The sequence below is a fragment of the Ensifer sp. PDNC004 genome (genome assembly GCF_016919405.1).
GTDB lineage: Bacteria > Pseudomonadota > Alphaproteobacteria > Rhizobiales > Rhizobiaceae > Ensifer.
Genome location: NZ_CP070352.1, coordinates 1,224,796 through 1,249,047 on the forward strand (window position 1 = coordinate 1,224,796; position 24,252 = coordinate 1,249,047).

The 24,252-nt window shown below is 63.5% G+C and carries 21 protein-coding genes; 10 read left to right on the plus strand and 11 right to left on the minus strand.

The features are described from left to right. Positions 1-469: 469 nt before the first annotated feature. The 8 genes from JVX98_RS05445 to JVX98_RS05480 form a co-directional block, all read right to left on the minus strand. On the minus strand, positions 470-2,161 hold the full coding sequence (locus JVX98_RS05445; RefSeq protein ID WP_205236071.1) for an aconitase X: 1,692 nt from the start codon (positions 2,159-2,161) through the stop codon (positions 470-472). Beyond that, positions 2,158-3,159 carry a 4-hydroxyproline epimerase gene (locus JVX98_RS05450; RefSeq protein ID WP_205236072.1) on the minus strand — a complete coding sequence of 334 codons (1,002 nt, stop codon included), beginning with the start codon at positions 3,157-3,159 and terminating at the stop codon, positions 2,158-2,160. The genes JVX98_RS05445 and JVX98_RS05450 overlap by 4 nt, the downstream gene beginning before the upstream one ends. Before the next feature lie 13 nt (positions 3,160-3,172). Further along, positions 3,173-4,420, minus strand: a complete 1,248-nt coding sequence (locus JVX98_RS05455) for an FAD-binding oxidoreductase (RefSeq protein ID WP_205236073.1) — start codon at positions 4,418-4,420, stop codon at positions 3,173-3,175. 7 nt (positions 4,421-4,427) lie between these two features. Next, the gene (locus JVX98_RS05460) at positions 4,428-5,150 is read right to left on the minus strand and encodes an amino acid ABC transporter ATP-binding protein (protein ID WP_043612991.1); all 723 of its coding nucleotides are present in this window, start codon (positions 5,148-5,150) and stop codon (positions 4,428-4,430) included. After that, positions 5,143-5,793, minus strand: a complete 651-nt coding sequence (locus JVX98_RS05465; RefSeq protein ID WP_034798414.1) for an amino acid ABC transporter permease — start codon at positions 5,791-5,793, stop codon at positions 5,143-5,145. The genes JVX98_RS05460 and JVX98_RS05465 overlap by 8 nt, the downstream gene beginning before the upstream one ends. Positions 5,794-5,806: 13 nt before the next feature. Next, complete coding sequence (locus tag JVX98_RS05470; protein ID WP_192450115.1) at positions 5,807-6,472, minus strand: amino acid ABC transporter permease; 666 nt, start codon at positions 6,470-6,472, stop codon at positions 5,807-5,809. Positions 6,473-6,543: 71 nt separating this feature from the next. Then, positions 6,544-7,350 carry a transporter substrate-binding domain-containing protein gene (locus JVX98_RS05475; protein WP_113540836.1) on the minus strand — a complete coding sequence of 269 codons (807 nt, stop codon included), beginning with the start codon at positions 7,348-7,350 and terminating at the stop codon, positions 6,544-6,546. A gap of 223 nt (positions 7,351-7,573) precedes the next feature. After that, the gene (locus tag JVX98_RS05480) at positions 7,574-9,091 is read right to left on the minus strand and encodes an aldehyde dehydrogenase (NADP(+)) (protein ID WP_192450116.1); all 1,518 of its coding nucleotides are present in this window, start codon (positions 9,089-9,091) and stop codon (positions 7,574-7,576) included. Between the two features lie 156 nt (positions 9,092-9,247). On the opposite strand from JVX98_RS05480, the gene JVX98_RS05485 reads away from it, so the two are divergent. Next, the gene (locus tag JVX98_RS05485; RefSeq protein WP_192450117.1) at positions 9,248-10,285 is read left to right on the plus strand and encodes an Ldh family oxidoreductase; all 1,038 of its coding nucleotides are present in this window, start codon (positions 9,248-9,250) and stop codon (positions 10,283-10,285) included. Positions 10,286-10,608: 323 nt separating this feature from the next. Here the strand turns inward: JVX98_RS05485 and JVX98_RS05490 are convergent, their stop codons facing one another. Both JVX98_RS05490 and JVX98_RS05495 read right to left on the minus strand, forming a co-directional pair. After that, positions 10,609-11,571: a dihydrodipicolinate synthase family protein gene (locus tag JVX98_RS05490; RefSeq protein ID WP_043612977.1), complete on the minus strand. Its 963-nt coding sequence runs from the start codon at positions 11,569-11,571 to the stop codon at positions 10,609-10,611. A 114-nt stretch (positions 11,572-11,685) separates the two neighbouring features. After that, the gene (locus JVX98_RS05495; protein WP_090426227.1) at positions 11,686-12,396 is read right to left on the minus strand and encodes a GntR family transcriptional regulator; all 711 of its coding nucleotides are present in this window, start codon (positions 12,394-12,396) and stop codon (positions 11,686-11,688) included. A 373-nt stretch (positions 12,397-12,769) separates the two neighbouring features. Here JVX98_RS05495 and JVX98_RS05500 point away from each other — a divergent pair, with 373 nt between their 5' ends. From JVX98_RS05500 to JVX98_RS05510, 3 genes are all read left to right on the plus strand, one after another. Beyond that, positions 12,770-12,916: a DUF1127 domain-containing protein gene (locus JVX98_RS05500; RefSeq protein ID WP_064817045.1), complete on the plus strand. Its 147-nt coding sequence runs from the start codon at positions 12,770-12,772 to the stop codon at positions 12,914-12,916. 191 nt (positions 12,917-13,107) lie between these two features. Further along, on the plus strand, positions 13,108-13,437 hold the full coding sequence (locus JVX98_RS05505) for a hypothetical protein (protein WP_371826496.1): 330 nt from the start codon (positions 13,108-13,110) through the stop codon (positions 13,435-13,437). A 168-nt stretch (positions 13,438-13,605) separates the two neighbouring features. After that, positions 13,606-14,103, plus strand: coding sequence for an EVE domain-containing protein (locus JVX98_RS05510; RefSeq protein ID WP_192450118.1), 498 nt, complete (start codon positions 13,606-13,608; stop codon positions 14,101-14,103). 12 nt (positions 14,104-14,115) lie between these two features. On the opposite strand, the gene JVX98_RS05515 is transcribed toward JVX98_RS05510, so the two are convergent. Next, on the minus strand, positions 14,116-15,057 hold the full coding sequence (locus tag JVX98_RS05515) for an AraC family transcriptional regulator (RefSeq protein ID WP_043623554.1): 942 nt from the start codon (positions 15,055-15,057) through the stop codon (positions 14,116-14,118). A 188-nt stretch (positions 15,058-15,245) separates the two neighbouring features. Between JVX98_RS05515 and JVX98_RS05520 the strand changes: the two genes are divergently transcribed. The 6 genes from JVX98_RS05520 to JVX98_RS05545 all read left to right on the plus strand — a co-directional run bounded on the left by JVX98_RS05520 (position 15,246) and on the right by JVX98_RS05545 (position 24,188). Then, positions 15,246-16,709 carry an alpha-glucosidase/alpha-galactosidase gene (locus JVX98_RS05520; protein WP_205236074.1) on the plus strand — a complete coding sequence of 488 codons (1,464 nt, stop codon included), beginning with the start codon at positions 15,246-15,248 and terminating at the stop codon, positions 16,707-16,709. 110 nt (positions 16,710-16,819) lie between these two features. Continuing rightward, the gene (locus tag JVX98_RS05525) at positions 16,820-18,904 is read left to right on the plus strand and encodes an ABC transporter substrate-binding protein (RefSeq protein WP_192450120.1); all 2,085 of its coding nucleotides are present in this window, start codon (positions 16,820-16,822) and stop codon (positions 18,902-18,904) included. Positions 18,905-18,970: 66 nt separating this feature from the next. Then, the gene (locus JVX98_RS05530; protein ID WP_043623545.1) at positions 18,971-19,981 is read left to right on the plus strand and encodes an ABC transporter permease; all 1,011 of its coding nucleotides are present in this window, start codon (positions 18,971-18,973) and stop codon (positions 19,979-19,981) included. An 8-nt stretch (positions 19,982-19,989) separates the two neighbouring features. After that, positions 19,990-21,105: an ABC transporter permease gene (locus JVX98_RS05535; protein ID WP_371826526.1), complete on the plus strand. Its 1,116-nt coding sequence runs from the start codon at positions 19,990-19,992 to the stop codon at positions 21,103-21,105. A gap of 12 nt (positions 21,106-21,117) precedes the next feature. Continuing rightward, positions 21,118-22,791: an ABC transporter ATP-binding protein gene (locus tag JVX98_RS05540; protein WP_205236076.1), complete on the plus strand. Its 1,674-nt coding sequence runs from the start codon at positions 21,118-21,120 to the stop codon at positions 22,789-22,791. Positions 22,792-22,814: 23 nt separating this feature from the next. Next, the gene (locus JVX98_RS05545) at positions 22,815-24,188 is read left to right on the plus strand and encodes an alpha-glucosidase/alpha-galactosidase (RefSeq protein ID WP_205236077.1); all 1,374 of its coding nucleotides are present in this window, start codon (positions 22,815-22,817) and stop codon (positions 24,186-24,188) included. Positions 24,189-24,252 lie beyond the last annotated feature (64 nt).

Consider the following 24,252-nt stretch of genomic DNA (forward strand, 5'->3'; position numbering starts at 1 on the left):
CGCGGCCGCTGGCTGAGACGGGGATCGCTGCTTATCGGCTCGCTCATTCGAATAAACGGCGTCCCATGCGCAATGTTCCTTCAGAGTACTCGCTTTCTCGTGATTCTCGAAGGGGTTGTTTCAATGAATGAAAAATCGTGACTGCGGCATCACGAAAACCTGATCGAAGCGGCGGTCACGCGGCGTTGGAGGCGGGCGCAAGCGCGCTTGGCGCCGCGTGTGACCGGGCGTTTTCTGTGTCGCCGCCGCGTTCGGTTGCGTCAGCCGCCGCCGGGTTCGCCAAGGCGGCGAACAAGAATGACCAGGGCCGCGTCGCCCATGGTCGCGGCCCCGACATCGCCGACGCCCGGCGCTGCAACCATGGATAAGTTGTCTTCGACACCGGCGGCGCGATGGCCGCCCCGTGCTTCGGCATGGGCGTGCTCGATAGCGCCGCCACGCAGCGGCGCTTGAGCGAGGGGGAAAGGCGTTAGGCGAGCCAGGCCGGCAGCCGCGCCGGAACGCGGCCGGTGAGCGCTGCCTCGACGCAGTCGGCAAGGTTGCTGAAGCGCACGGCGCGGCCGGAAAGACCGGGACCGTAATGGGCGTATTTACCGGAATTGGTCATCAGCGCCCGGGTCTTGGTCGGAAAGACCGGTTCGGAAATCGAGCACCAGCAAAGATCCGGCAGCACCTGGATGCCGCTTTCTTCAAGGCGGGCAAGCAGACCTTCGTCGCGCGCGGCGGCAATCGCGTCTCGTCCGGCGGTGACGATGACGGCGACGTTGCTGTCGCGCTTGCGGCCGTCGAAGGCTGTGGCCAGTGCGCGGCATTCCTCAAGCGACGCATGCGGGCTGCCGATGGCGACGAGTTCGACCTCCTCCGGACCTTCGTTCAGGAGCGACCAGGCCGCGGCCATGTCGGCGCGGGTGATCGTCGTGCGGTCGGCATCCTTGGCCGCGGCGCCTTCCGCTTCCGGGGTCACGCCCTCCACATGCAGCATCGGGGATGCAGACGTGGTGCCGAAGGCGGCGCAAAGCGCCTTGAGGTCGTCACGCGACGGGCGTGCCGATGCAAGACCGCGCAACAGCGGAATGCGGTCGGGCGCTGCCTTGCCGGCGAGGTAGCCGATCAACGGCCAGAAGGCATCGTCGATATTCTCAGGCAGTTCCACGTCGATGACGCGCGTCGCCTTGCGCGGCGCGTCGAGATAGACGCCCGAGAGCGGTGCACGACCGGTGAGCGCAATGCAGAGATCGAGAAAGTCCGGGTGTTTGGCCGTGCGCGCGCCGAGCACCGTGTTGGCGAATATGACGGCGTTCGATTCCGCCCAGGCGATGGCTTCGCCGGATTTCGGCGCGCTGTCGAGCAGATAGGGCGAGCAGGTGAAGGTCGGGCGGCAGCCCATGCGCACATAGGCGTCGGCAAGCCTTGCTGCCGGATCGCCGAAGCTCTCCGGCACGCCCTGCGCCTGCCAGTTGGCGCGGTCGACCGAGATCGCGTTCATGGTTGTCGGCACGCGAACCTTGGCCCCCATGTCCGCCATCTTCTCGGCGAAGGTGAGGTTTGCCGGGCTCGCATAAATGCAGCCGTCGATATGGCCCTGGACCACGTCGATGAGCTTTTCCGCACCCTGCTGCGCCGCCATCGCCGCGATGATGCGCATCGCCTGTTGCACGGCGACGCCGTCACGACCGTCGAGCATGGCGCGATCGTCGTCGGTGAGATCAAGCGCCGTCATTGCTGGCGGAGCGACCGGAATTGCCAAGCCATCGGCTTCGATTGCCGTATCGCTGATACGCGCGGTCTTTGCCTCAGCCAGCGCCTTGAAGGCGTCGCGCGAAAGCCGCACCACCGGCAGGGATTTTCCGAACATTTCGGCCGCGATCAGCGCGCCGAGCGTCAGCACGTCCTCGGCTTCCGAGAAGACCAGGGCCGCCGGCGCACGGCCGGTCAGCGCCATGTCGAGCAGCACGCCTGAACCGGTGCAGGAGCCGCGGCTCGACGGCATCATCAGGATGCCGTCGGTCAGACAGAGGCCGTGCAGCGGATGGTGCACGTCGATCACCCGGCCCGTTGCCGGATCGACCCCGCCCCAGAAGCTCAGGGCCTCCTCAGTGGCGATGACGGGGCCATCGGCGGAGCCGGAAAGAATGCTGCGGGCGGAGATCGATTGGGTCATTTTACGACAAATCCATGGGCAAAGGGGTCGCGGTCATCGATGAAGATCGTGTTGATGCCGGTCATGCGGGCCCAACCGGCGATCGAGGGAATGATGGCTTCACGGTTGGCGACCTTGGTCGCCGCCTCGACACGGCCCTTGAACAGCGAACCGATGATCGATTCATGCACGAACTCGTCGCCGACCTTGAGCTTGCCCTTGGCGGCAAGCTGGGCCATGCGCGCCGACGTGCCGGTGCCGCAGGGCGAGCGGTCGATCGCCTTTTCGCCGTAGAACACGGCGTTGCGCGCATGCGCTTCTGCCTGCGTTGGCTTGCCGGTCCACTGGATGTGGCTGAGGCCCTGAATTTCCGGGTGCTCCGGATGCACGAACTCGTATTTGGCGTTGAGCGCCGTGCGGAGCTTCGGGCTCCAGCCGACAAGTTCTCCGGCCGTATGGTCGGCCATGTCGCGAAAGTTCTTCTGCGGTTCGACGATGGCGTAGAAGTTGCCGCCATAGGCGACGTCGACGACGATCTCGCCAAGACCCTCGACTTCAGCCGTCAGCCCCTCGGCGTAGAGGAAGCCCGGAACGTTGGTGAGGCGCACTTCTTCGACGAAGCGGCCTTCCTGGCGATAGGTGATGTCGACCTTGCCGGCCGGCGCGTCGATTGAAAGCTTGCCCGGTTCGCGCGGCGTGATCAGGCCGTTTTCGATCGCCATGGTGATGGTGCCGATCGTGCCATGGCCGCACATGGGCAGGCAGCCCGACGTTTCGATGAAGAGCACCGCCACGTCGCAGTCCGGCCGGGTCGGCGGATAGAGGATCGAGCCCGACATCATGTCGTGGCCGCGCGGCTCGAACATCAGGCCGGTGCGGATCCAGTCGAACTCGCGCAGGAAATGCGCCCGCTTCTCCAGCATGTTGGCGCCTTCGAGCCGCGGCCCGCCGCCGGAAACGAGGCGGACTGGATTGCCGCAGGTGTGGCCGTCGATGCAGGAGAAGGTGTGATTGGCCATGGTCTAAACTCTGTCAGAAACGTTGGGGCGAGAAGGAGCTGATATCGATCGCCGGCCGCCGGCCGGTGAGCAGGTCGGCAACGAGCCGGGCGGTGCCGGCCGATTGCGTGAGACCAAGATGGCCGTGGCCGAAAGCGTAGACGACGCGGCCCGTGGCGCGGGCGCGGCCGATCGCCGGCAGGCTGTCGGGCAGCGACGGGCGGAAACCCATCCATTGCACGCCGCCCCCGCTCTTGAAGCCGGGCAGGAAGGTCTGCGCCTTCTTCAGCATGGCCTCCGAGCGGCGGAAGTTCGGCGGCAACTTCAGCCCGCCGAGTTCGACGGCGCCGCCGACGCGGATGCCGGTCGAAAGCCGCGTCACGACGAAGCCGTGGCCGCCGAAGGTGACCTGGGTACGCAGGTCAAAGGCATCCTGCGGCAGGGTGGTGTTGTAGCCGCGCTCGGTTTCGAGCGGGATGTGCTCGCCAAGCGTGCGGGCGACCTGGTGCGAGAACGCGCCGGCCGAAAGGACGACCTGCTCCGTCCGCCGGGTCTTGCCGTCGGCCGTCAGTTCGACGCCGCCTTCGACAGGCTTTAGCGCCGTGACCTCGGCGCGCTCGATCACGCCGCCCTTGGCGCGGAAATGGTCTGCCAGCGCCAGCGTGTAGAGCTTGGGATCGGCGATCGAATACCAGCCGGGGGTAAAGGTGCCATGGGTGAAGCGCGATGCGAGACCGGGCTGGATCTCGGCCATCTCGGCCGCGCCCATGTGCCGGAATTCGATGCCGTGTTCGGCGCGCGCGGTCCAGCCGGGAAGCGAGGCCTTCAGCTCGGCGTCGCTTTCATAGACCTGCAAATTGCCTTCCTTGCGCAGCATCGGCAGCGTGCCGGTCTCTGCCAGGAACGGTTCGAGTTCCGCCTTGGAGAGATCCATCATCGCCGTCTGCGCGGTCGTCGAATGGGCGACACGGCTTGCCGAGCAGGCGCGCCAGAAGCGGAACATCCATGGCGCAATCTGCGCGGCATAGGCCGGCGGCACACTCAACGGGCCGAGCGGGTCGAGCAGCCACTTCGGCGCCTTTTTGAGGATGCCGGGCGAAGCGAGCGGCAGGATGTCGGTGAAGGCGAAGGCCCCGGCATTGCCCGCCGAGGCACCCGCTGCCGGACCTTCCCGGTCGAGCACGGTGACGGAAAGTCCCCGTGCCTGGGCGGCAATGGCCGCAGAAAGGCCGACAACGCCGGCGCCGATGACGATGACGTCAGGCTGAACTGCATTCTTCATGATCGGCTCAGTGCGTCGCTGCCAGGAACTTCTGGAGTTCCGGATCCTTCGGCGCGCCGAAGAGCGCCTCCGGTGCGGCGATTTCCGCCATCACGCCCTTGTGGAAGAAGGCGACGCGGTCGGAGACTTCGCGGGCAAACTTCATCTCGTGGGTGACGCAGATCATCGTCATGCCTTCGGAGGCCAGCATGCGCAGCGTGTCGAGCACTTCGCCGACGAGCTGCGGGTCGAGCGCCGAGGTCACTTCGTCGAACAGCATGTATTCCGGCGACATGGCGAGCGCGCGGGCGATCGCCATGCGCTGCTGCTGGCCGCCCGACATGCGGGTCGGATAGACGCCGAGCTTCTCGCCGAGGCCGACGTGGGTGAGCTGCTTGACGGCGATTTCCTCGGCTTTCTCCTTGGAAAGGCCGAGCACCTTGCGCGGCGCCAGCGTGACGTTTTCAAGCACGGTCAGGTGCGGGAAAGCATTGAATTGCTGGAAGACGATGCCGAGCTTGCTGCGCAGCTTGTTGAGGTTCGTTGATTTCGCGTGGACCTCGGTGCCGTCGACCAGGATGCGGCCGGAATCGATCGGCTCGAGACCGTTGATGCAGGTGAGCAGCGTCGATTTTCCGGAACCGGAGCCGCCAATGATGGTCAGCACCTCGCCCTTGTTGACGGTGAGGTCGATGCCTTTGAGAACCTCCAGCGAGCCGAAGGATTTGCGAACGTTCTGGATCTCAATCATTGGACCACCGTTTTTCAAGGTAACCGCCGAGCCGGGCGATTGGGAAGCTGATGAGGAAGTAGATGGCGCCGCAGATCAGAAGGATCAGCAGCGGTTCCTGCAGGCGGGTGACGAGAACCTGCGAGGCGCGCAAGAGTTCGATCAGGCCGAGCCAGAGCACGAGTGCGGAGTCCTTCATGACGCCGAGCGTCAGGCCGATCCAGGACGGAAGCGAAACGCGGGTCGCAAGCGGCGCCACGATGTAGCGCATGTCCTGCCACCAGGTCATGCCGAGCGAACGGGCCGCACGGCGCGTCGTCGGCGGTACCGACGAGATGCCGCCGCGAACGATCTCGGTGCAATAGGCGGCCGTATAGAGCGACAGCACCACGCAGGAGGTCGTGAACGGCGCCCAGCCGAGCTTGGCGATCGCCTGGAAGGCGTTGGCAAGCACCAGCTGGATCAGCAGCGGCACCGAGCGGAAGATGTCGAGCACGAAGGTGAGCGGGGCGGCCCAATAGGGGCCGACCTGGTTGCGCACGACGCCGAAGATGATGCCGAGCACGGTGCCGGCGGTAACCGAGACGGCGGTAACCGCGAGCGTCATCAGGGCGCCTTGCAGCAGGAAGCCGAGATCAGCGAGGGTGAGGGCGGTATTGAACATCTCTCACCTCTCCTTAATAGCGGAACATGCGCGCGGCGAGCAGGCGCGCGCCCAGCGTCACGGCCTTGGCGATCAGGTAGTAGATGACCGCCGCGATCGCGAAGAATTCGAAGGTGCGGAACGAACGGGCGTTCAGTTCCTGGGTGATGCCGGCAAGGTCGGTGTTCATGCCGACGGTAACGCCAAGCGACGTCATCAGGATTGCCCAGACCATCTGGTTCGTCACCGGTAGGAAAGCGATGCGCAGCATCTGCGGCATAACGATGTAGCGGAACGCCTGAACCGGAGTCATGCCGAGCGAGCGGCCGGCCCGTGTCTGGGTATCCGGAATGGCCTTGAGCGCGCCGCGGAAGTTTTCCGCGAGATAGCCGGCGTTGTTAAAGGCAATCCCGACGAGCAGCGCCGTGTAGGGGCTCAGGTGGATGTTGAAATTGCCGAGGCCGAAGTGCGCCATGTAGATCTGGAACAGCGCCGGCGTGTTGCGGGCGATCTCGATCCAGGCGATGGCGAAGCCACCGAGGATGCGATTGCCGGACAGGCGGCAGGCCGTGAGCGCCAGCGCCAGTGCCAGGCCGATGACCATCGAGAGCAGAGCCACCTGCAAGGTGACCAGCGCTCCATCGAGCATCTGCGGCAGGGCCTTCAGCGCCTGATTCCAATGAAAGGTATAGCTGAACATGTTTCGTCTCACCTCTTCGGAAACGAATAGCGGCGCGAAGCTAGACTTCGCGCCGCCAGATAAACGGCATATTAGCGGTAAACGCCCTTAGCCGTAAGGTCCGGAAGTTCGCCGCCGACCCACTTTTCGTAAAGTTCAGCGTAGCGGCCGGTGCGGACCTGCTGGTTGATGAAGAGGTTGAGGAAGTTGATGAAGCCGTATTCTTCGCGGTTGGTGAAGAGCGCAACGTAGTCGGTGTCGAACGGAGCCTTGCCGACGACGGAGATGCCGGCGAACTTGCCGCCCTTCACGTTGGCCTGGGCGACCGTCGAGGTCGAAACCGTGGCGTCGATCTGTCCCTGGCTGAGCGCGAGGAAGACGTCGGCCTGGGTCTGGTACGGACGGAACTCGCCGGCACCCCATTCCTTGACCTGCTTCTCGAGCGCGATCGCCTCGAACGTGCCGGCGGTCGCGCCGACGGTCTTGCCCTTCATGTCTTCGAAGGACTTGACGCCCGACTTGTCGTTGGCGGTCACGGCCATTTCGAAGGCGAAGTAGGGGATCGTCATGCCGACGGTCTTTGCACGCTCAAGCGTGTCCGAGGTCGAGGCAACGCCGACGTCGACACGGCCCGACATCAGAGCGGGAATACGCTCCGGGAACGGGGTCTCGACGATTTCGGCGGTGACGCCGAGGGCCTTTGCGAGATCGTTGCAGTAGTCGACGTCAAAACCGATCGGGTTGTTGTTCTCGTCGCGAGAACCCATCGGCGGGAAGTCGAGCACCACTGCGCAACGCAGCGTACCCGAGCCGATGACGTCATCCAGCTTGTCGGCATGGGCCTGGCTGGTCAGAGCAGCGGCCGCAACGAGGCCGAGCGCGAGCACCGAAGTCTTCATTTTCTCTCTCCCTGAAATGAGTGCCGTTTGACGGCTGAGGCACTATTCCGTTTTAGAGAGCACAAATCAATAGAAAAATACAATTAGTATACAAAAAGTATAAGTTCATAACGCAGAACGCACGCAGGCATCCCATTTGTTTCGCGAAATGGGATGCCTGCGAAGCGATCTGTCGTGTCTTGCGGCTGCGGGCGGCAAGCCACCCGCAGCGTCTGCCGGTGCCTTAGCCCTGGAAATCCTCGGGCAGCAGGCCTTCCGGCATGTTCTGGTAGGCGACCGGACGCAGGAAGCGGCGGATCGACATCGTGCCGACGCTGGTTGCGCCGAAGTTGGTCGATGCCGGATAGGGGCCGCCATGCACCATGGAATCCACCACCTCGACACCGGTCGGGAAGCCGTTGACGAGCACGCGGCCGGCCTTGCGCTCGAGGATCGGGCGCAGGCGGCGGGCGGTCTCGAGATCAGCCGCATCCATGTGGATGGTGGTGGTCAGCTGCCCCTCGAAACCGCGGGCAAGCTGTTCCATCTCTTCGGTCGAACCGACGCGGACGACGAGGCCGAGCGGGCCGAAGACCTCTTCGCCGAGCGCGTGGTCGGCAAGGAACTGGTCGCCCGTGGTCTCGAACAGGTTCGGCGAGACCGAGCGGCCGGAAGATTCGGTCGTCAGCAGCGGCTTTACGGTATTGCGGCTTTCAAAGCGCGCCTGGCCGTCGTGATAGGCCTTGGCGATGCCGTCCGTCAGCATCGTCTGCGGCGCGACCTTGCCGAGCGCCTCGACGGCGGCCGACGTGAAGCGGTCGGCATCGGCGCCTTCGACAACCACGGCGATACCGGGGTTGGTGCAGAACTGGCCGGCACCCATGGTCAGCGAGCCGGCCCAGCCCTGGCCAAGACCTTCGGCGCGTGCCTTCAGTGCTTCCGGCAGCAGGAACATCGGGTTGACCGAGCCGAGTTCGCCGAAGAACGGGATCGGTTCCGGACGGGCGGCGCAGAGATTGAAGAGCGCGCGGCCGCCGGCGAGCGAACCGGTAAAGCCGACGGCCTTGATCAGCGGATGCTGCACCAGCGCTTCGCCGACCTGGCGGTTGCCGCCCTGGATCAGCGAGAAGACGCCCGGGTGGACGCCGGTCTTGCGGATGGCGGCTTCGACGGCCTGCGCGACGATTTCACCGGTGCCCGGATGGGCCGAGTGGCCCTTGACGACCACGGGGCAGCCAGCGGCAAGGGCGGCAGCCGTGTCGCCGCCGGCGGTCGAGAAGGCCAGCGGGAAGTTCGAGGCGCCGAAGACAGCGACCGGGCCGATCGGGCGCTGGATGAGGCGGATTTCCGGGCGCGGCGCCGGCTGGCGCTCGGGCAGGGCCGCATCGAAACGGCGGTCGAGATATTCGCCCTTCTCGATGTGATCGGCGAAAAGGCGGAGCTGGCCGGTGGTGCGGCCGCGTTCGCCCTGGAGACGCGCTTCCGGCAGGCCGGTTTCCTGGGTACCGATCTCGGTGATGGCTTCGGCGCGTGCTTCGATCTCATCCGCGATGGCGCGCAGGAACGCAGCGCGCTCGGCGCGGGTCGAATAGCCGTAGCTCAGGAACGCTTCTTCGGCCGCTTCAGCGGCGCGGTTGACCAGCTCTACCGTGCCGGTGGCGAACTGATGGACCGGCCCGTGGGCGGGTGCGGATGCGAAGGTACCCGCGCCGTCGAGCCATTCGCCGGCGACAAGGTGTTTTCCTTTGGGGGTGAAGGCCATCTGCCGATCCTTTCGTTCGATCCCGGATTGCCTTTTCTGGCAGAGGGGATCATGGCTGAATTGCACTTGTCGGATCTTTGTATACTATATGTATGCAGAACATCAATCGCCTGACTGGCCCTTCCGGATCAGGCGCAGCATTTGAGAGGGAGAGAGATGAGCGAAACCAATACCCTGACGATCGCAGCACTTTTCGAGCGCGTCGAGGCGATCTTCCTGAAGGCGGGGCTCAACGCCATTCAGGCCGGTGCACTGGCCCGGGTGATCGTCGCCGGCGAGCGCGATGCCTGCAAGTCGCACGGCATCTACCGCATCGAAGGGGCGCTTCGCACCGTCAAGGCGGGCAAGGTGAAGCCAGATGCCGTTCCGGAGCTCGATACGCAGGAAGGCTCGGCCATCGTCAAGGTCAACGCCAAGGGCGGTTTCGCCAATCCGGCCTTCGAACTCGGCCTGCCGGCGCTGGCCGAACGTGCCCGCAGGCTCGGCATTGCCGCGCTCGTCATCAATGATTGCACCCATTTTTCGGCACTCTGGCCGGAAGTGGAAGGCCTGACCGGCGAGGGACTTGCCGGCCTCGTCATGTGCCCAAGCTATGCGACCGTTGCGCCGACCGGCGGCAACAAGCCGCTGCTCGGCACCAACCCCTTCGCTTTCGGCTGGCCGCGCGAGAACAAGCCGCCCTACGTCTTCGATTTCGCGACTTCGGTTGCTGCCCGCGGCGAGATCGAGCTGCACCGCCGTGCCGGCAAGCCTTTGCCAGAGGGCTGGGCGATCGATGCTGAGGGTAATCCGACCACCGACCCGGAAGCAGCGCTTGCCGGCGCCATGCTGCCCTTCGGCGGCCACAAGGGTTCGGCGATCGGCACCATGGTCGAGCTTCTCGCCGGCATCATGATCGGCGACCTGACGAGCCCGGAAGTGCTCGACTATCTCGGCACGACGACGCTCGCACCCTTCCACGGCGAACTGATCGTCGCCTTCTCGCCGGAAAAGTTTGCCGCCGGCCGTCCGGGCGATCCTTTCGCCCGCGCGGAAGTGCTGTTCGAAGCGATTGTCGGCCAGGGCGCTCGCCTGCCGTCGCAGCGCCGCTTCGTCGCGCGCGCCAAGTCGGAGGCCGAGGGCGTCGTGCTCAATACCGCCGAAATGGAGCAACTCGACCGCTTGCTGGCTCTCGGATTGGATGCCGTCGCGTAAGCGACGGCTGACCTTTCCGCGGTTTCTTCGCTGCGCCGCCATCGCCGTCGATAAAAGAAGGCCCTCTCAACCGGAGGGCCTTTTCTGCGAGAGGTGCCCCCACTCGCCCTCTTCATCTTCCCGCTTGTGCCGGGATCCAGTGACCCGATGTCCATCAGGTCTAAGGACTCTTTCACCTGCTGGAACCTGTGACAGGCACAGGAATGAGGGAAATCTTGGCTGGTTCTTGCGATGCAAACGCGGCTTGCGGTCTTGACCGGGTCGACACAAAAAAGGCCCTCCAACCGGAGGGCCTTTCTGGCTTTACGGGCCGATATTGATAATCAGGCCTTGTACTTCTGGACGGCGCCCGGGAGCTTGCTCCACTCGCCGTACCAGCTGTTGAACAGCTTGAACTGGGCTTCGACGTAGCCGCGCTGGCTGTCGGAGAGAACGTCGCTCTCGTTGAAGTGCAGCGTGTATTCCTTGTCGCCCTTCAGCACCATCATGTGCTTGAAGTAGAGAACGAGGTCCGGGCCTTCGTCGAAGGACGAGAGCACGGCGAGCGCCTGCTCCAGTTCCAGTGCGCGCAAACGGGCGTCGACGTCGCCTTCGGCGGCGGCACGCGACAGGTTGCACATGTGGATGACTTCCTTCGGCAGGACGCAGCCGATGCCGGTGATCGCACCCGTTGCGCCGCAGTTGACGAAGCCATGGAACACGGCTGTGTCGACGCCGATCATCAGCGAGACGCCATCGTCACGGCTGGTGATGTTTTCGGCCGCATAGCGCATGTCGGCAGCGCCGCCGAACTCCTTGAAGCCGACGAGGTTCGGATGTTCGGCGCGCAGCGCGAAGAACAGGTCGGCGCGGGTGGCGAAGCCGTAGTAGGGGCTGTTGTAGATGACAGCCGGCAGGCTTGGAGCAGCCGAGAGAATGGCCTTGAAGTGGTTCTTCTGGGCAGCAACGACCGAGCCACGCGACAGAACGCGCGGGATGACCATCAGGCCCTGCGCGCCGACCTTCTCGGCGTGCGCTGCATGTGCGACGGCCGAAGCGGTGTTGACGGCGCCGGTGCCGACGATGACCGGGATGCCGGCCTTGACCAGGCGTTCGACGCCTTCCATGCGCTGTTCGTCGGTCAGGAGCGGCCAGTCACCCATCGAGCCGCAGTAAACGACGGCGGACATGCCCTGAGCGATCAGCTCCTTGCCCTTGCGCACCAGCGCGTCGAAATCGGGGGTGCGGTCTTCCTTGCAGGGGGTCATCAGCGCCGGGATGACGCCGGTGAAAATCTGAGCCTTCATCTGAAACTCCTCTCGGGCTTTGTCTTCAGGGCAGCGGCGCACCTACGCCCCTGCCTTTGATCTAGACAATAGCCGTTTGTATTTTATTTGTCGACAAGAAAAATACAAAAGCCGCTACAGGGCGATGTCGAGCTTGTTGTTGCGGGCAAAAAGCTTCTGCACCTGCTCGACGATCTGCTCCGCATGCGCCTTCCCGAGCCGATCGGCAGCCTCGACGTCGCGCGCCGCGATCGCCGCGATCATGGCCGCGTGCTCGTCGACGAAACGCTGGGGGAACTGCTCGTCATAGGACTGGTAATAGAGACGCAGGATCCGCCGCCCTTCGTCGAGCAGTCGACGAAACAGGCTGGTGAAGTAGGGGTTGCGTCCGCTTTCCGCGATTGCCGCATGGAAGGCGGCGTTGGTGGCGATCATCGTCAGCGCGTCGCGCGTCTGCACGGCTGCCGCATAATCTTCGTGGAAGCCCCGAATGATCGCCAGGTCTTCCGGCCTATGGTTCTGCGCCGCAAGCCTTGTCGTGACGCGGTACATCAGCACCAGTGCGTCGAAGAACGGATTGAGATTGAGGAAGTCGATGTTCGCCACCATCGTCGAGCGGTTCGGCAGCGTGTCGATCAGTCCTTCGCCGGCAAGGCGCACCAGCGCTTCGCGGATCGGCGTGCGCGACATCTTCAGCCGCTCGGCAAGCTGCACTTCGTCGATCGGGCTGCCTGGCGGCAGCACCAGGTCGAGGATCTCGTCGCGCAAGAGGTCATAGACCATCTTCACGCCGGAGCCGCGCTTGCGCTCAGGGATGGGGCTGTTGTCGGTGTCGATATCGGTCATGTCAGATTCCTTTGTCGACAAAAGAAATACTTGTCTCTGCCGCAGGGATCAACCGTTTCCGTGATGGGTGCATGGTGGCGGGGATATCCAAATACGTGTGTTTGCCTTCAGCGGCACTTTGTTGAAGGCCCGGCGCGGTTGCAACGCGCGTTGTTATAAAAGCGCTGTCTGGAAACAGGATTGTGCAATCGGGCTGCCCGCACCTGGGGCAGACCCGGCGCTTTCTGCCGACCCATGCATTTCCCACATGGGAGCGCTGAGTTTTGAGCGCTGCAACTTACGGAAAGCCTGAGCTATAAGCTGTTCACCGAAGTGAAACGAGGCGCCACGGACTGGCAGCCAGGCTTCGAAAGCCCATTGAAAGGGGGATCAAATGAACATCGCACGCTCCATCAACAACTGGCGCAAGTACCGTCAGACGGTCACCGAACTGGGCCGCATGTCGAACCGCGAACTTCGCGACCTCGGCATCGAACGCGCCGACATTGACCGCGTTGCACGCACGGCCTTCGCCCGCTAAGGCGACCCACATAGACTGAAGAATTGCCAAGCGCCTGCATCTCCTGCGGGCGCTTTTGCTTTTTGGCGCCTTCATTGCGCCATTGTCGTCGCACACATCGCTGGCACTGCGATTTGATTAATCGATTACTCCATTAATCGCACCTCTCGCCGCTTCCCGCGGGCGCGTGTTCCTTCAAGAGATAAAGTGCCATGCCGTCGTTTTCCCTTGAGATTACCGATTTCTGGAGCGCATCCTTCGTGGGCGATGTTCTCGCAAGCGCGGATCGGTTCACCGTCACGGTCAATTCCGACCTCGACGAGGACAGCCCGGCTATGGTGCTGCACACCGCTGAAAACGGCGTAAGGGCCGTTCTGTCGCCGGGGCTCGCCGCCGCGCTGTCGCCGACGACGGGACAGGTGACGCCCGCAAGGTTGTGCGCGCCATCAGCCGGGCTGCGCTTGAAAGGGGCTACCAGCCGCAATATCGCTGCCAGCTCGACAACCATGCGTCGGTGGCGCTTGCCGGAGCCGCGGGCTTGACGCTTTTCGGCCAATGGGAAGCGCCCTCCGAAGAGAGCTGGGACGCGGCTCGACGAGTATGCCGGAGCGTCAAAACGATGCTGACAGAATCTGGCAGGGGTCGCGCGTAAAGTGGTCGCAGGATAAGAGATCGAGGGATTGCAGATGTCGGCGCAGGATATGTTTCAGATGGGTGCAGCAAACAGGTCGGGCGAGCGCAATTTCTGGATCGGCGCGGTTTCCGGCGATGACCTGCAGCATGCTGCGGAAGACGGATTCTCTCGCTTTGGCTACGGCTACGGCAATGTCCAGGCGATGACGCGCATGAAGGCGGGCGACGGCTTCATCGGTTATGCGCCGAACGCTGCCTTCAATGGCCGGGCGGGGCTCGCCTGTTTTGCCGCCATCGGCGTCGTCAAGGAGCGCCCGCCCTACTTCTTTGCCATGGGCGGTGTCGCGCCGCATCGCGGCGACATCGACTGGGCCGACAGCATGGAGGCCCCGGTTCGCCCCTGGCTCGACAGCCTGGAGTTTGCCGAAGGCAACCGCAACTGGGACCAGAAGCTGCGTGTTGGTCATCTCGCCATCAGCGAGCGGGATTTCCGCGTGATCGCGCGGGCCATGCATGCCGACCTCGGCATGGTTTTCCCGAGAGCGTCGGCCTATCGCCAGCAACTTGCCGGCTGACCGCCGTCGCCCTCAACCCGTCAACAGCACCGTCGCTTCTTCCCCCGTGTCGACAGGTTGCTCCACGGAGCCGGCCGGCACGCTGGCATACATGCCTGTGGTTCTGAATTCGGTCGGGCTCAGCCCGAACGAGCGGCGGAAGACCTTGGCGAAGTAGTTGGGATCCTCGAAGCCTGAGAGGATCGCCACTTCCTTGACCGGCAGGCTTGCCGTTTTCGTCAGCAGTTTGACCGCGCGCTGCAAACGCTTCTGCAGCACATATTCGGCCGGCGCCATGCCTTCGCTGGCGGCAAAGACGCGGGAGAAATGCGCCCGGCTCAGACCCGACACGCGCGCCAGTTCCTCTACCGGAAGCGGGTTCTGCAGGTTGTTCATGATGTGGTCGACGACGCGGTGCATCGTCCTGTGCTCATGACTGAACACCGGATGCGAGCCGAAGACGTCGTCGTAGAGCGCCATCGCCGCCTCGTAGGCAATCGCCGAAGCGCGGCCCGGCGTCTCGCCGCCGCGGATCAGGCGCAGGCTGCAGTCGGCCAGATGTTCGATCGTTTCCGGTTGCAGCTTCAGGACCGGGCCGGTGACGGCAAGCAGGGCGCGGTGGATGCGCAGCGCCTCGTCGCCGTTCATCGAGATCCAGAAAAACTCCCAGCGCCCGCCATCTTCCAGCCAGTAGCGATGATTGTGCGGCACCAGCAGCAGCAGCGTCTCGCCCCCGCGTACCCGATAGCTGCGGTTTTCGTAGCGCAGGTTTCCGGCGCCCGCGATCGTGTGCTGCAGCACAGTGAAGGGCGTGTTTCCGCGCTTTCTGCCGTCCCAGTCATAGGTCGCATTGTTGCGGATTTCATAGCCGGTGCTGGTCGGCATCGCATGCAGGCTCTGGCGTCCCCGCGGCAGCGAAACCGTGCGCATAATCGGGCCGTTGTCGATCAAATCTTGCAGCATAAAATTACCCATGAAAGCACAATACCGCTCTGGCGGGGTCGGCGATTATACACATAATGACCGCCAACAGCGCAACAGGCGGTGCTTTCGGCCCGTAGAAAATGAGGGGATGCATCGAAGTTGCGCGTAGAGACGGTGAGAAACCGTGAATTGATTTTACCCTTTGTCAGAAATGCATGCAGTTCATGAGGAGTGAGGGCATGGCAACGTTCAAGATCGCCATCATCGGCGCCGGCAGCATCGGCTTCACCAAGAAGCTGTTCACCGACATTCTCGCCGTGCCGGAATTGCGCAACATCGAGGTTGCGCTGACCGACCTCAGCGCCCGCAATCTGGAAATGATCAAGGCGATCCTCGACCGGATCGTCGAGGTCAACCGCCTGCCGACGAAGGTGACGGCAACCACCGACCGGTTGAGGGCGCTGGAAGGCGCCCGCTACATCATCAGCTGCGTGCGCGTCGGCGGTCTCGAAGCCTATGCCGACGACATCCGCATTCCGCTCAAATACGGGGTCGACCAGTGCGTCGGCGATACGATCTGCGCCGGCGGCATCCTCTACGGCCAGCGCAACATCCCCGTCATCCTCGATTTCTGCAAGGATATCCGGGCCGTCGCCGAGCCGGGCGCGAAGTTCCTGAATTATGCCAACCCGATGGCGATGAACACCTGGGCGGCGATCGAATACGGCAAGGTCGACACGGTCGGTCTTTGCCACGGTGTCCAGCACGGCGGCGAGCAGATCGCCGAAATCCTCGGCGCCGGCGAGGGCGAACTCGACTACGTCTGCTCCGGCATCAACCACCAGACCTGGTTCGTCGATGTCAGGCTCAAGGGGCGCAGGATCGGCAAGGAGGAACTGGTCGCGGCCTTCGAAGCGCATCCGGTGTTCTCCAAGCAGGAGAAGCTCCGGATCGACGTCTTGAAGCGTTTCGGCGTCTATTCGACCGAGAGCAACGGCCATCTCTCGGAATATCTTCCCTGGTATCGCAAGCGCCCGGAGGAAATTACCCGCTGGATCGACATGTCGGACTGGATCCACGGAGAGACCGGTGGTTACCTCCGCCATTCGACCGAGACGCGTAACTGGTTCGAAACCGAGTTTCCGCAGTTCCTCGAAGCGGCCGGAAATCTGCTCGATCACAACAAGCGCTCGAACGAGCATGCAAGCCATATTCTCGAGGCCCTGGAAACAGGCCGGGTCTATCGCGGCCATTTCAACGTCAAGAACAATGGCGTGATCACCAACCTGCCCGCCGACGCGATCATCGAATCCCCCGGCTTCGTCGATCGTTTCGGCATCAACATGGTCTCGGGCATCACCCTTCCTGAGGCCTGTGCTGCCACCTGCCTTTCCTCGATCAACGTCCAGCGCATGTCGGTCCATGCAGCCGTGACCGGCGATCTCGACCTTCTGAAGCTGGCGATGCTGCACGATCCGCTGGTCGGCGCGATCTGCACGCCGGACGAGGTCTGGCAGATGGTTGACGAGATGGTGGTCGCGCAAAGCCAGTGGCTGCCGCAATACGCCCACGCGATCGATGGTGCGAAGGAGCGGCTTGGCCGCGCCACCGTCAAGACTCGCGAGTGGAACGGCGCCGCGCGGCGTCAGATGCGCTCGCTCGACGAGTTGCGCGCCGAGCGCCAGGTCCGCGCCGCCGGCTGATGATTGCAGCGCTGCTTGCGTGAGGAGACGCAAGCAGCGCTGCCTGAACTGCAGACTTTACAAGGAGGAGGCCGCGTTCCGGCGCGGCGAAAGAGGGAGAATCTGAGCCAATGACCAGCCACAGACTGACGAAAATGGCGAGCCTGCTGCTTGTCGGCATCTCGACCTTTGCCTTGGAGGCGGCCGCCTCCGAGCCCACCGTCGTGCCGCAGCAGCCGGCATTCCCGGCCGAGGGCAAGATTACCTATGTGCCGCGCGACTCGATCGCCGAATTCAAGGCGCTGCCGGAATACAAGGAACCGGCCTGGGTTACCGAGAAATACGTCAAGACCGGCAAGCTGCCGCCGGTCGCCGAGCGGCTGCCGAAGGAGCCGATGGTCTTCAAGACCGGCAACATGCCCGACGGCGTCGGCGTCTATGGCGACACGCTGCGTCACGTGATCGGCGGTCGGCCGGAAGGCTGGAACTACTCGGCCGGCCAGAGCCAGGGCTGGGGCGGCATCGATATCGGCATGTCCGAATGCCTGACCCGCACGGCGCCGCTCTTCCAGGTGGAAGCCAAGGACGTCGAACCGCTGCCGAACCTCGCCAGGAGTTGGGACTGGTCTTCTGACGGCCACAAGCTGACGATGCATCTGGTCGAGGGTGCCAAGTGGTCGGATGGCGACCTCTTCGACGCCGACGACGTGATGTTCTATTGGGAAGACAATGTGCTCGACCCGAGCGTGACGCCGCTGAACGGCGCAACGCCCGAGACTTTCGGCGCCGGCACGACGCTGAAGAAGATCGACCAGTATACGGTCGAATGGACCTTCAAGGAGGCGTTCCCGCGCCAGCATCTCTATGCCATGGCCTACGGCACCTTCTGCCCCGGCCCGTCGCATATCCTCAAAGCCAAGCATCCGAAATATGCCGGCACCACCTATGACCAATACAAGAATGCCTTCCCGCCGGAGTATATGAACATCCCGGTCATGGGCGCCTGGGTGCCGGTCGCCTATCGCCCCGACGATATCATCGTATTGCGCCGCAACCCCTACTACTGGAAGGTCGACGAGGCGGGCAACCAGCTGCCCTATATCAACGAGCTGCACTACAAGCTCTCGACTTGGGCCGATCGCGACGTGCAGGCAATCGCCGGCTCCGCCGATCTTTCCAACCTGGAGCAGCCGGAAAACTTCGTCGAGTCGCTAAAGCGCGCAGCGCAGGACACGGCTCCCGCTCGCCTCGCCTTCGGCCCACGCCTTATCGGCTACAATCTGCACATGAACTTCTCGGCCAACGGCTGGGGTGAGCCGGACGAACGCGCCCAGGCCGTGCGTGAGCTCAACCGCAACGAGGATTTCCGCAAGGCCGTGACCATGGCCGTCGATCGCAAGAAGCTCGGCGAGGCGCTGGTGAAGGGCCCCTTCACGGCGATCTATCCGGGCGGACTTTCCTCCGGCACCAGCTTCTACGACCGGGAGTCGACCGTCTACTATCCCTTCGATCTTGATGGCGCGAAGGCTCTGCTTGAGAAAGCTGGCCTGAAGGACACCGACGGCAACGGCTTCGTCAACTTCCCGGCCGATAAAGCCGGCGGCAAGGACGTGGAGATCGTGCTTCTGATCGACAACAGTTACGCGACCGACCGCAACCTCGCCGAAGGCCTGATCGGCCAGATGGAAAAGCTCGGCCTCCGGGTGGTCCTGAACTCGCTTGACGGCAAGCAGCGGGACGCAACCAACTATGCCGGCAAGTTCGACTGGATGGTTCACCGCAACGCCGCCGAATATGCCTCCGTCGTGCAAAACACGCCGCAGTTGGCGGCCGCCGGTCCGCGCACCAGCTGGCACCACCGTGCACCGGAAGGCGGACAGCTTGACCTGATGCCCTTCGAACAGGAACTCGTCGACATCATCAACAAGTTCATCGCCACCAACGACAATGCCGAGCGCGCGGAGTTGATGAAGCAGTACCAGAAAGTCGCGACGACGAATCTCGATACGGTCGGCCTTACCGAATATCCAGGCGCGCTGATCATCAACAAGCGCTTCGCCAACGTGCCGACCGGAGCGCCGATCTTCATGTTCAACTGGGCCGAGGACACGATTATGCGCGAGCGCCTCTTCGTCCCCTCGGACAAACAGGGTGATTTCGAGCTCTTTGCCGAACAGCTTCCGGGCAAGCCCGGCGACAAGGGCTTGAGCAACTAACGCAACCGCTCCTCCGGCTACAGGCCGGAGGAGCGCTCGATCACCCCAACGACAGAAGGAAACGGCATGTTCAGGTTTCTGCTTGTCCGCCTCGCCTCTGCCATTCCCGTGCTGCTTGTCTTGAGCGTGGCGACCTTCGCCATCATCCAGGCGCCGCCCGGAGACTATAGCGATTACATTCGTTCGCAGCTGATCAACCAGGGTGGCGCGTCCTACGAGGAGGCCGAAGCACAGGCGCAGGCCTACCGCAAGGAGCATGGCCTCGATAAGCCGCTGCCGGTGCAATACGTCAACTGGATGACCGGCATCCTGACGCGCGGCGATTTCGGCCACAGCCTCTACTACAACAAGCCGGTTGCCGATGTCGTCGGCGAACGCCTGCCGCGCACGCTGGCATTGGCGCTCGTCTGCCATATCCTCGCGTCTATCATCGGCATATCCTTCGGTATCATCGCCGCGACACGGCAGTATTCGTGGATCGACAGCCTGCTTTCGACGGTGGCCTTCCTCGGCATGACGGTGCCGCGCTTCCTGATGGCGCTGATCATCGTCTACATCCTCGTCTTCCATTTCAATGTGAGCGAAATCAACAGCTTCCACTCGGCCCGTTATGGCGGTGCGCCCTGGTCCTGGGACAAATTCGTCGACCTCGTCAAACATGTCTGGCCGGTCGTGGCGATCGCCACTTTCGGCGGACTCGCCTACAATATGCGGGTGATGCGGGGCAATCTGCTCGACACGCTGAACGCGCAATATGTCGAAACCGCCCGGGCGAAGGGCCTGAGCGAAGGCGCGGTGGTCATGCGCCATGCGGTGCCGAATGCCCTGCATCCGCTGATCATGTATCAGGGTGTCGTGCTGCCCTACATGCTGACGGGCGAGATCGAGACGGCGATCATCTTCGCGCTGCCGACCGTCGGCCCGGCCATCGTCGGCTCCATGTGGGTGGGCGACGTCTATGTCACAGCCACCTTCATGCTGGTGCTGTCGGCAACCCTCATCCTCGGCAACATCATCGCCGACATGTTGCTGGCCGCGCTCGATCCGCGTGTGCGTCTCGGAGGAGCCCACGCATGACCGCCGAGATGCAAACAACCATTCCGCTCGCCGCCGAACCCCGGCAGGAACATCACAACGAAAGCTACCAGGCGCTCGTCTGGCGCCGGCTGAAGCGGTCCTGGACCGGCATGCTCGGCCTCGTCCTCGTCGGTCTGCTGATTTTCATGGCGGTCTTCGCCGACTTCCTGTCGCCGGTCGATCCGAAGGCCACGGGTGTCGCCTTCGCGCCGCCGCAGGCGATCAGCTTTAGCGACAAGGACGGCAATTTCGTCTTCTCGCCGCGCAGCTATCCGCTCAGCGAAGGTACGGAACTCGACCCGATCACCTTTCAGCCGATCATCGGCCCCGACTACGACAATCCGCAGATCCTTGGCTTCTTCGTCAAGGGCGCGCCCTACAGTCTCTTCGGCCTGATCCCGGCGGAACGGCATTTCTTCGGCGCGGTCGATGGTTCGCCGGTGCATCTACTCGGCACCGACAAGTTCGGCCGCGACGTGCTGTCGCGCATTCTCGTCGGATCGCGCATCTCGCTGATGATTGCGCTGGTCGTCGTCTCGATCGTCACTGCGGTCGGCACCACGGTCGGCATGGCGTCGGGCTATTTCGGCGGCCGCTTCGACGTCTGGACGCAGCGCTTCGTCGAGCTGGTGCTCGCCTTTCCGCAACTGCCGCTCTACCTGGCGCTGACCTCGCTGATCCCGGTGACGGCGCCGACCAACGTCTTCCTCGCCTTCGTCATCATCGTCATGTCGGCGCTCGGCTGGGCGCAGATGTCGCGCGAGGTGCGTGGCAAGACGCTGGCCCTTGCCCGTATCGACTATGTGCGCGCCGCGATCGCCGTCGGTGCCAGCGACCGGCGCATCATCTTCCAGCATATCCTGCCGAACGTGATGAGCCACGTGATCGTCGCGGTTACGCTGTCGATCCCGCAGGTGGTGCTCTTGGAATCCTTCCTTGGGTTCCTGGGCTTTGCGGTCAAGCCTCCGCTCATTTCCTGGGGGCTGATGCTGCAGGACACCTCCACCTATTCCGTCATCGGATCCTATCCATGGATCCTGTCGCCCGTCGCCTTCGTGCTGGTCACGGTCTTTGCCTTCAATGCCCTTGGCGACGGCCTGCGCGACGCTATCGATCCCTATTGAGGAGGACGCATCATGTCTGAAGCAATCGACGTCCTCACCGCTGCGCCTTCCGAGCGCAGGGACCTTGCCGAACGCGATGGCCGGCCGGTCATCGACGCGCGCAATGTCGCGGTTCGTTTCAAGGTCGAGCATGGCACGGTGGACGCGGTGAAGGACGTGTCCTTCCAGCTTTACCGCGGCGAGACCATCGCCATCGTCGGCGAGTCCGGCTCGGGCAAGTCGGTCACCGCGCGCAGCGTCATGGGGTTGCTCTCCAAGCGCGCGACGATCGCCGCCCAATCGCGCATCGAATATGACGGCAAGGACGTGTTGAAATTCTCGCCACGCGAACGCCGCGCCTTGCGCGGCAACCGACTGGCGATGATCTTCCAGGAGCCGATGAGCTCGCTGAACCCGGTCTATACGGTCGGTTCGCAGATCATCGAGGCGATTCGGGCGCATCGCCGGATGAGCCGTCGTGCAGCAACCGAGCGGGCGCTCGAACTGCTGCGCCACGTCAAGATCCCGGATCCGGAGCTTCGCATCAACCAGTATCCGCACCAGCTCTCCGGCGGCCAGCGCCAGCGGGTGATGATCGCCATGGCGCTCGCCAACGATCCCGATGTCCTGATCGCCGACGAGCCGACGACGGCGCTCGACGTCACCGTCCAGGCGCAGATCCTCAACCTCATACGCGACCTGCAGCGCGAGCTCGGCATGGCGGTGATCCTGATCACCCACGACCTGACGGTGGTGCGGCAGTTCTCGGACTATGTCTATGTCATGCAGCATGGCGAGGTGAAGGAGCACAACACGACGGCGGCGCTGTTTGCCAATCCGCTGCACCCCTATACCAGGCGGCTGTTGTCGTCGGAGCCTTCGGGTGCGGCCAAGCCCTTGCCGGACGACGCGCCGATCATGCTCGACGGGCGGGACGTGAAGGTCTCCTTCATGCTGAAGAAGGGCGGCCTGTTCCGGTCCGAGTTCTCCGAACTCGTTGCTGTCGACAAGCTCAGTCTCAATCTGCGCAAGCACGAGACGCTCGGGCTCGTCGGCGAATCCGGGTCGGGCAAGACGACCTTCGGACAGGCACTGATCCGCCTGCTCAATGCCGATGGCGGCGAGATCTTCTTCGACGGCATTCCGATCCACGACAAGGACCGCACCCAAATGCGGCCCTTGCGCTCGCGCATCCAGATCGTTTTCCAGGATCCCTTCGCCTCGCTCAACCCGCGCATGTCGATCGGCCAGATCATCGAGGAGGGCCTGGTCGTCAACGGCATCGGCGAGAACCGCAAGGAGCGGGTCGACCGGGTGGTGGATGCGCTTGTTGCCGCCGGCATGCCCGGCAACATCCTGTCGCGCTTCCCGCACGAGTTCTCCGGCGGTCAGCGCCAGCGCATCGCCATCGCCCGGGCGATCGCTCTCGAGCCGGAATTCATCCTGCTCGACGAGCCGACCTCGGCGCTCGATCTTTCTGTCCAGGCCCAGATCATCGAGCTGCTGCGCAAGCTGCAGGACGAGCGGGGCCTGAGCTATCTCTTCATCTCCCATGACCTCAAGGTTGTGCGCGCGCTCTGCCACCGGGTGGTGGTGATGCAACATGGCAAGATCGTCGAGGAGGGGCCGGTGAGCGAAATTCTGTCCAATCCCAAGACCGCCTACACCGAAAGGCTCGTGAGAGCCGCCTTCGATGTGGCAGCATGACCGCTAGAAAGCAGAGGCAATCCATGACCAGACAACCCAAGATCACCTTCATCGGCGCCGGCTCCACCGTCTTCATGAAGAACATCATCGGCGACGTGCTGCAGCGCCCGGCGCTGTCGGCCGCAACGATCGCGCTGATGGATGTGAACCCGGAGCGCCTCGGCGAAAGCGAGATCGTCGCCGGCAAGCTGGTGCGCACGCTCGGCGTCAAGGCCAAGATCGAGACCCATTCCAACCAGAGACAAGCGCTCGAAGGGGCCGATTTCGTCGTCGTCGCCTTCCAGATCGGCGGCTTTGAGCCCTGCACGGTCACCGATTTCGAAGTGCCGAAGAAATACGGCCTGCGCCAGACGATCGCCGACACGCTCGGCGTCGGCGGCATCATGCGCGGCCTTCGCACCGTTCCGCATCTCTGGAAGATCTGCGAGGACATGCTGCAGGTCTGCCCGAACGCGATCCTCTTGCAATACGTCAACCCGATGGCGATCAACACCTGGGCGATCTCGGAGAAGTTCCCGACGATCCGCCAGGTCGGCCTTTGCCATTCGGTCCAGGGCACGGCCTACGAACTTTCGCGCGATCTCGATATCCCAGTTTCGGAGATCCGCTACCGCGCCGCTGGCATCAACCACATGGCCTTCTTCCTCAAGTTCGAGCACAAACAGGCCGACGGCAGCTTCCGCGATCTCTATCCGGATCTCGTGCGCGGCTACCGCGAAGGCCGCTTCCCGAAGCCCAGCCACTGGAACCCGCGCTGCCCCAACAAGGTGCGCTACGAGATGCTGACGCGGCTCGGTTACTTCGTCACCGAAAGCTCCGAGCATTTCGCCGAATACACGCCCTATTTCATCAAGGACGGCCGGCCCGACCTGATCGAGAAATTCGGCATTCCGCTCGACGAGTATCCGAAGCGCTGCGTCGAGCAGATCGAGCGCTGGAAGGGGCAGGCGGCCGCCTTCAAGGAGGCAGAGACGATCGAGGTGGCCGAGAGCCACGAATACGCTTCCTCGATCATGAATTCGGTCTGGACCGGCGAGCCCTCTGTCATCTACGGCAACCTCAGGAACAACGGCTGTATCACCTCGCTGCCCGAGAACTGCGCCGCCGAAGTGCCCTGCCTGGTCGACGCCTCCGGCATCCAGCCGACCTTCATCGGCGACCTGCCGCCGCAGTTGACCGCGCTGATCCGCACCAACATCAACGTCCAGGAGCTGACGGTTGAGGCGCTGATGACGGAAAACCGCGAGCATCTCTACCATGCGGCGATGATGGATCCGCATACGGCGGCCGAACTCGACCTCGACCAGATCTGGTCGCTCGTCGACGACCTGCTCATCGCCCATCGCGACTGGATCCCGGAATGGGCACGCGTGTCGAAGAAGGTCCAAGCAGCCTGATTTTTTCTCCCGGTCAGGCCGCGTCGAGCCCCGGAACTTCATGCCCTCTTTCCCAATGTCCTAG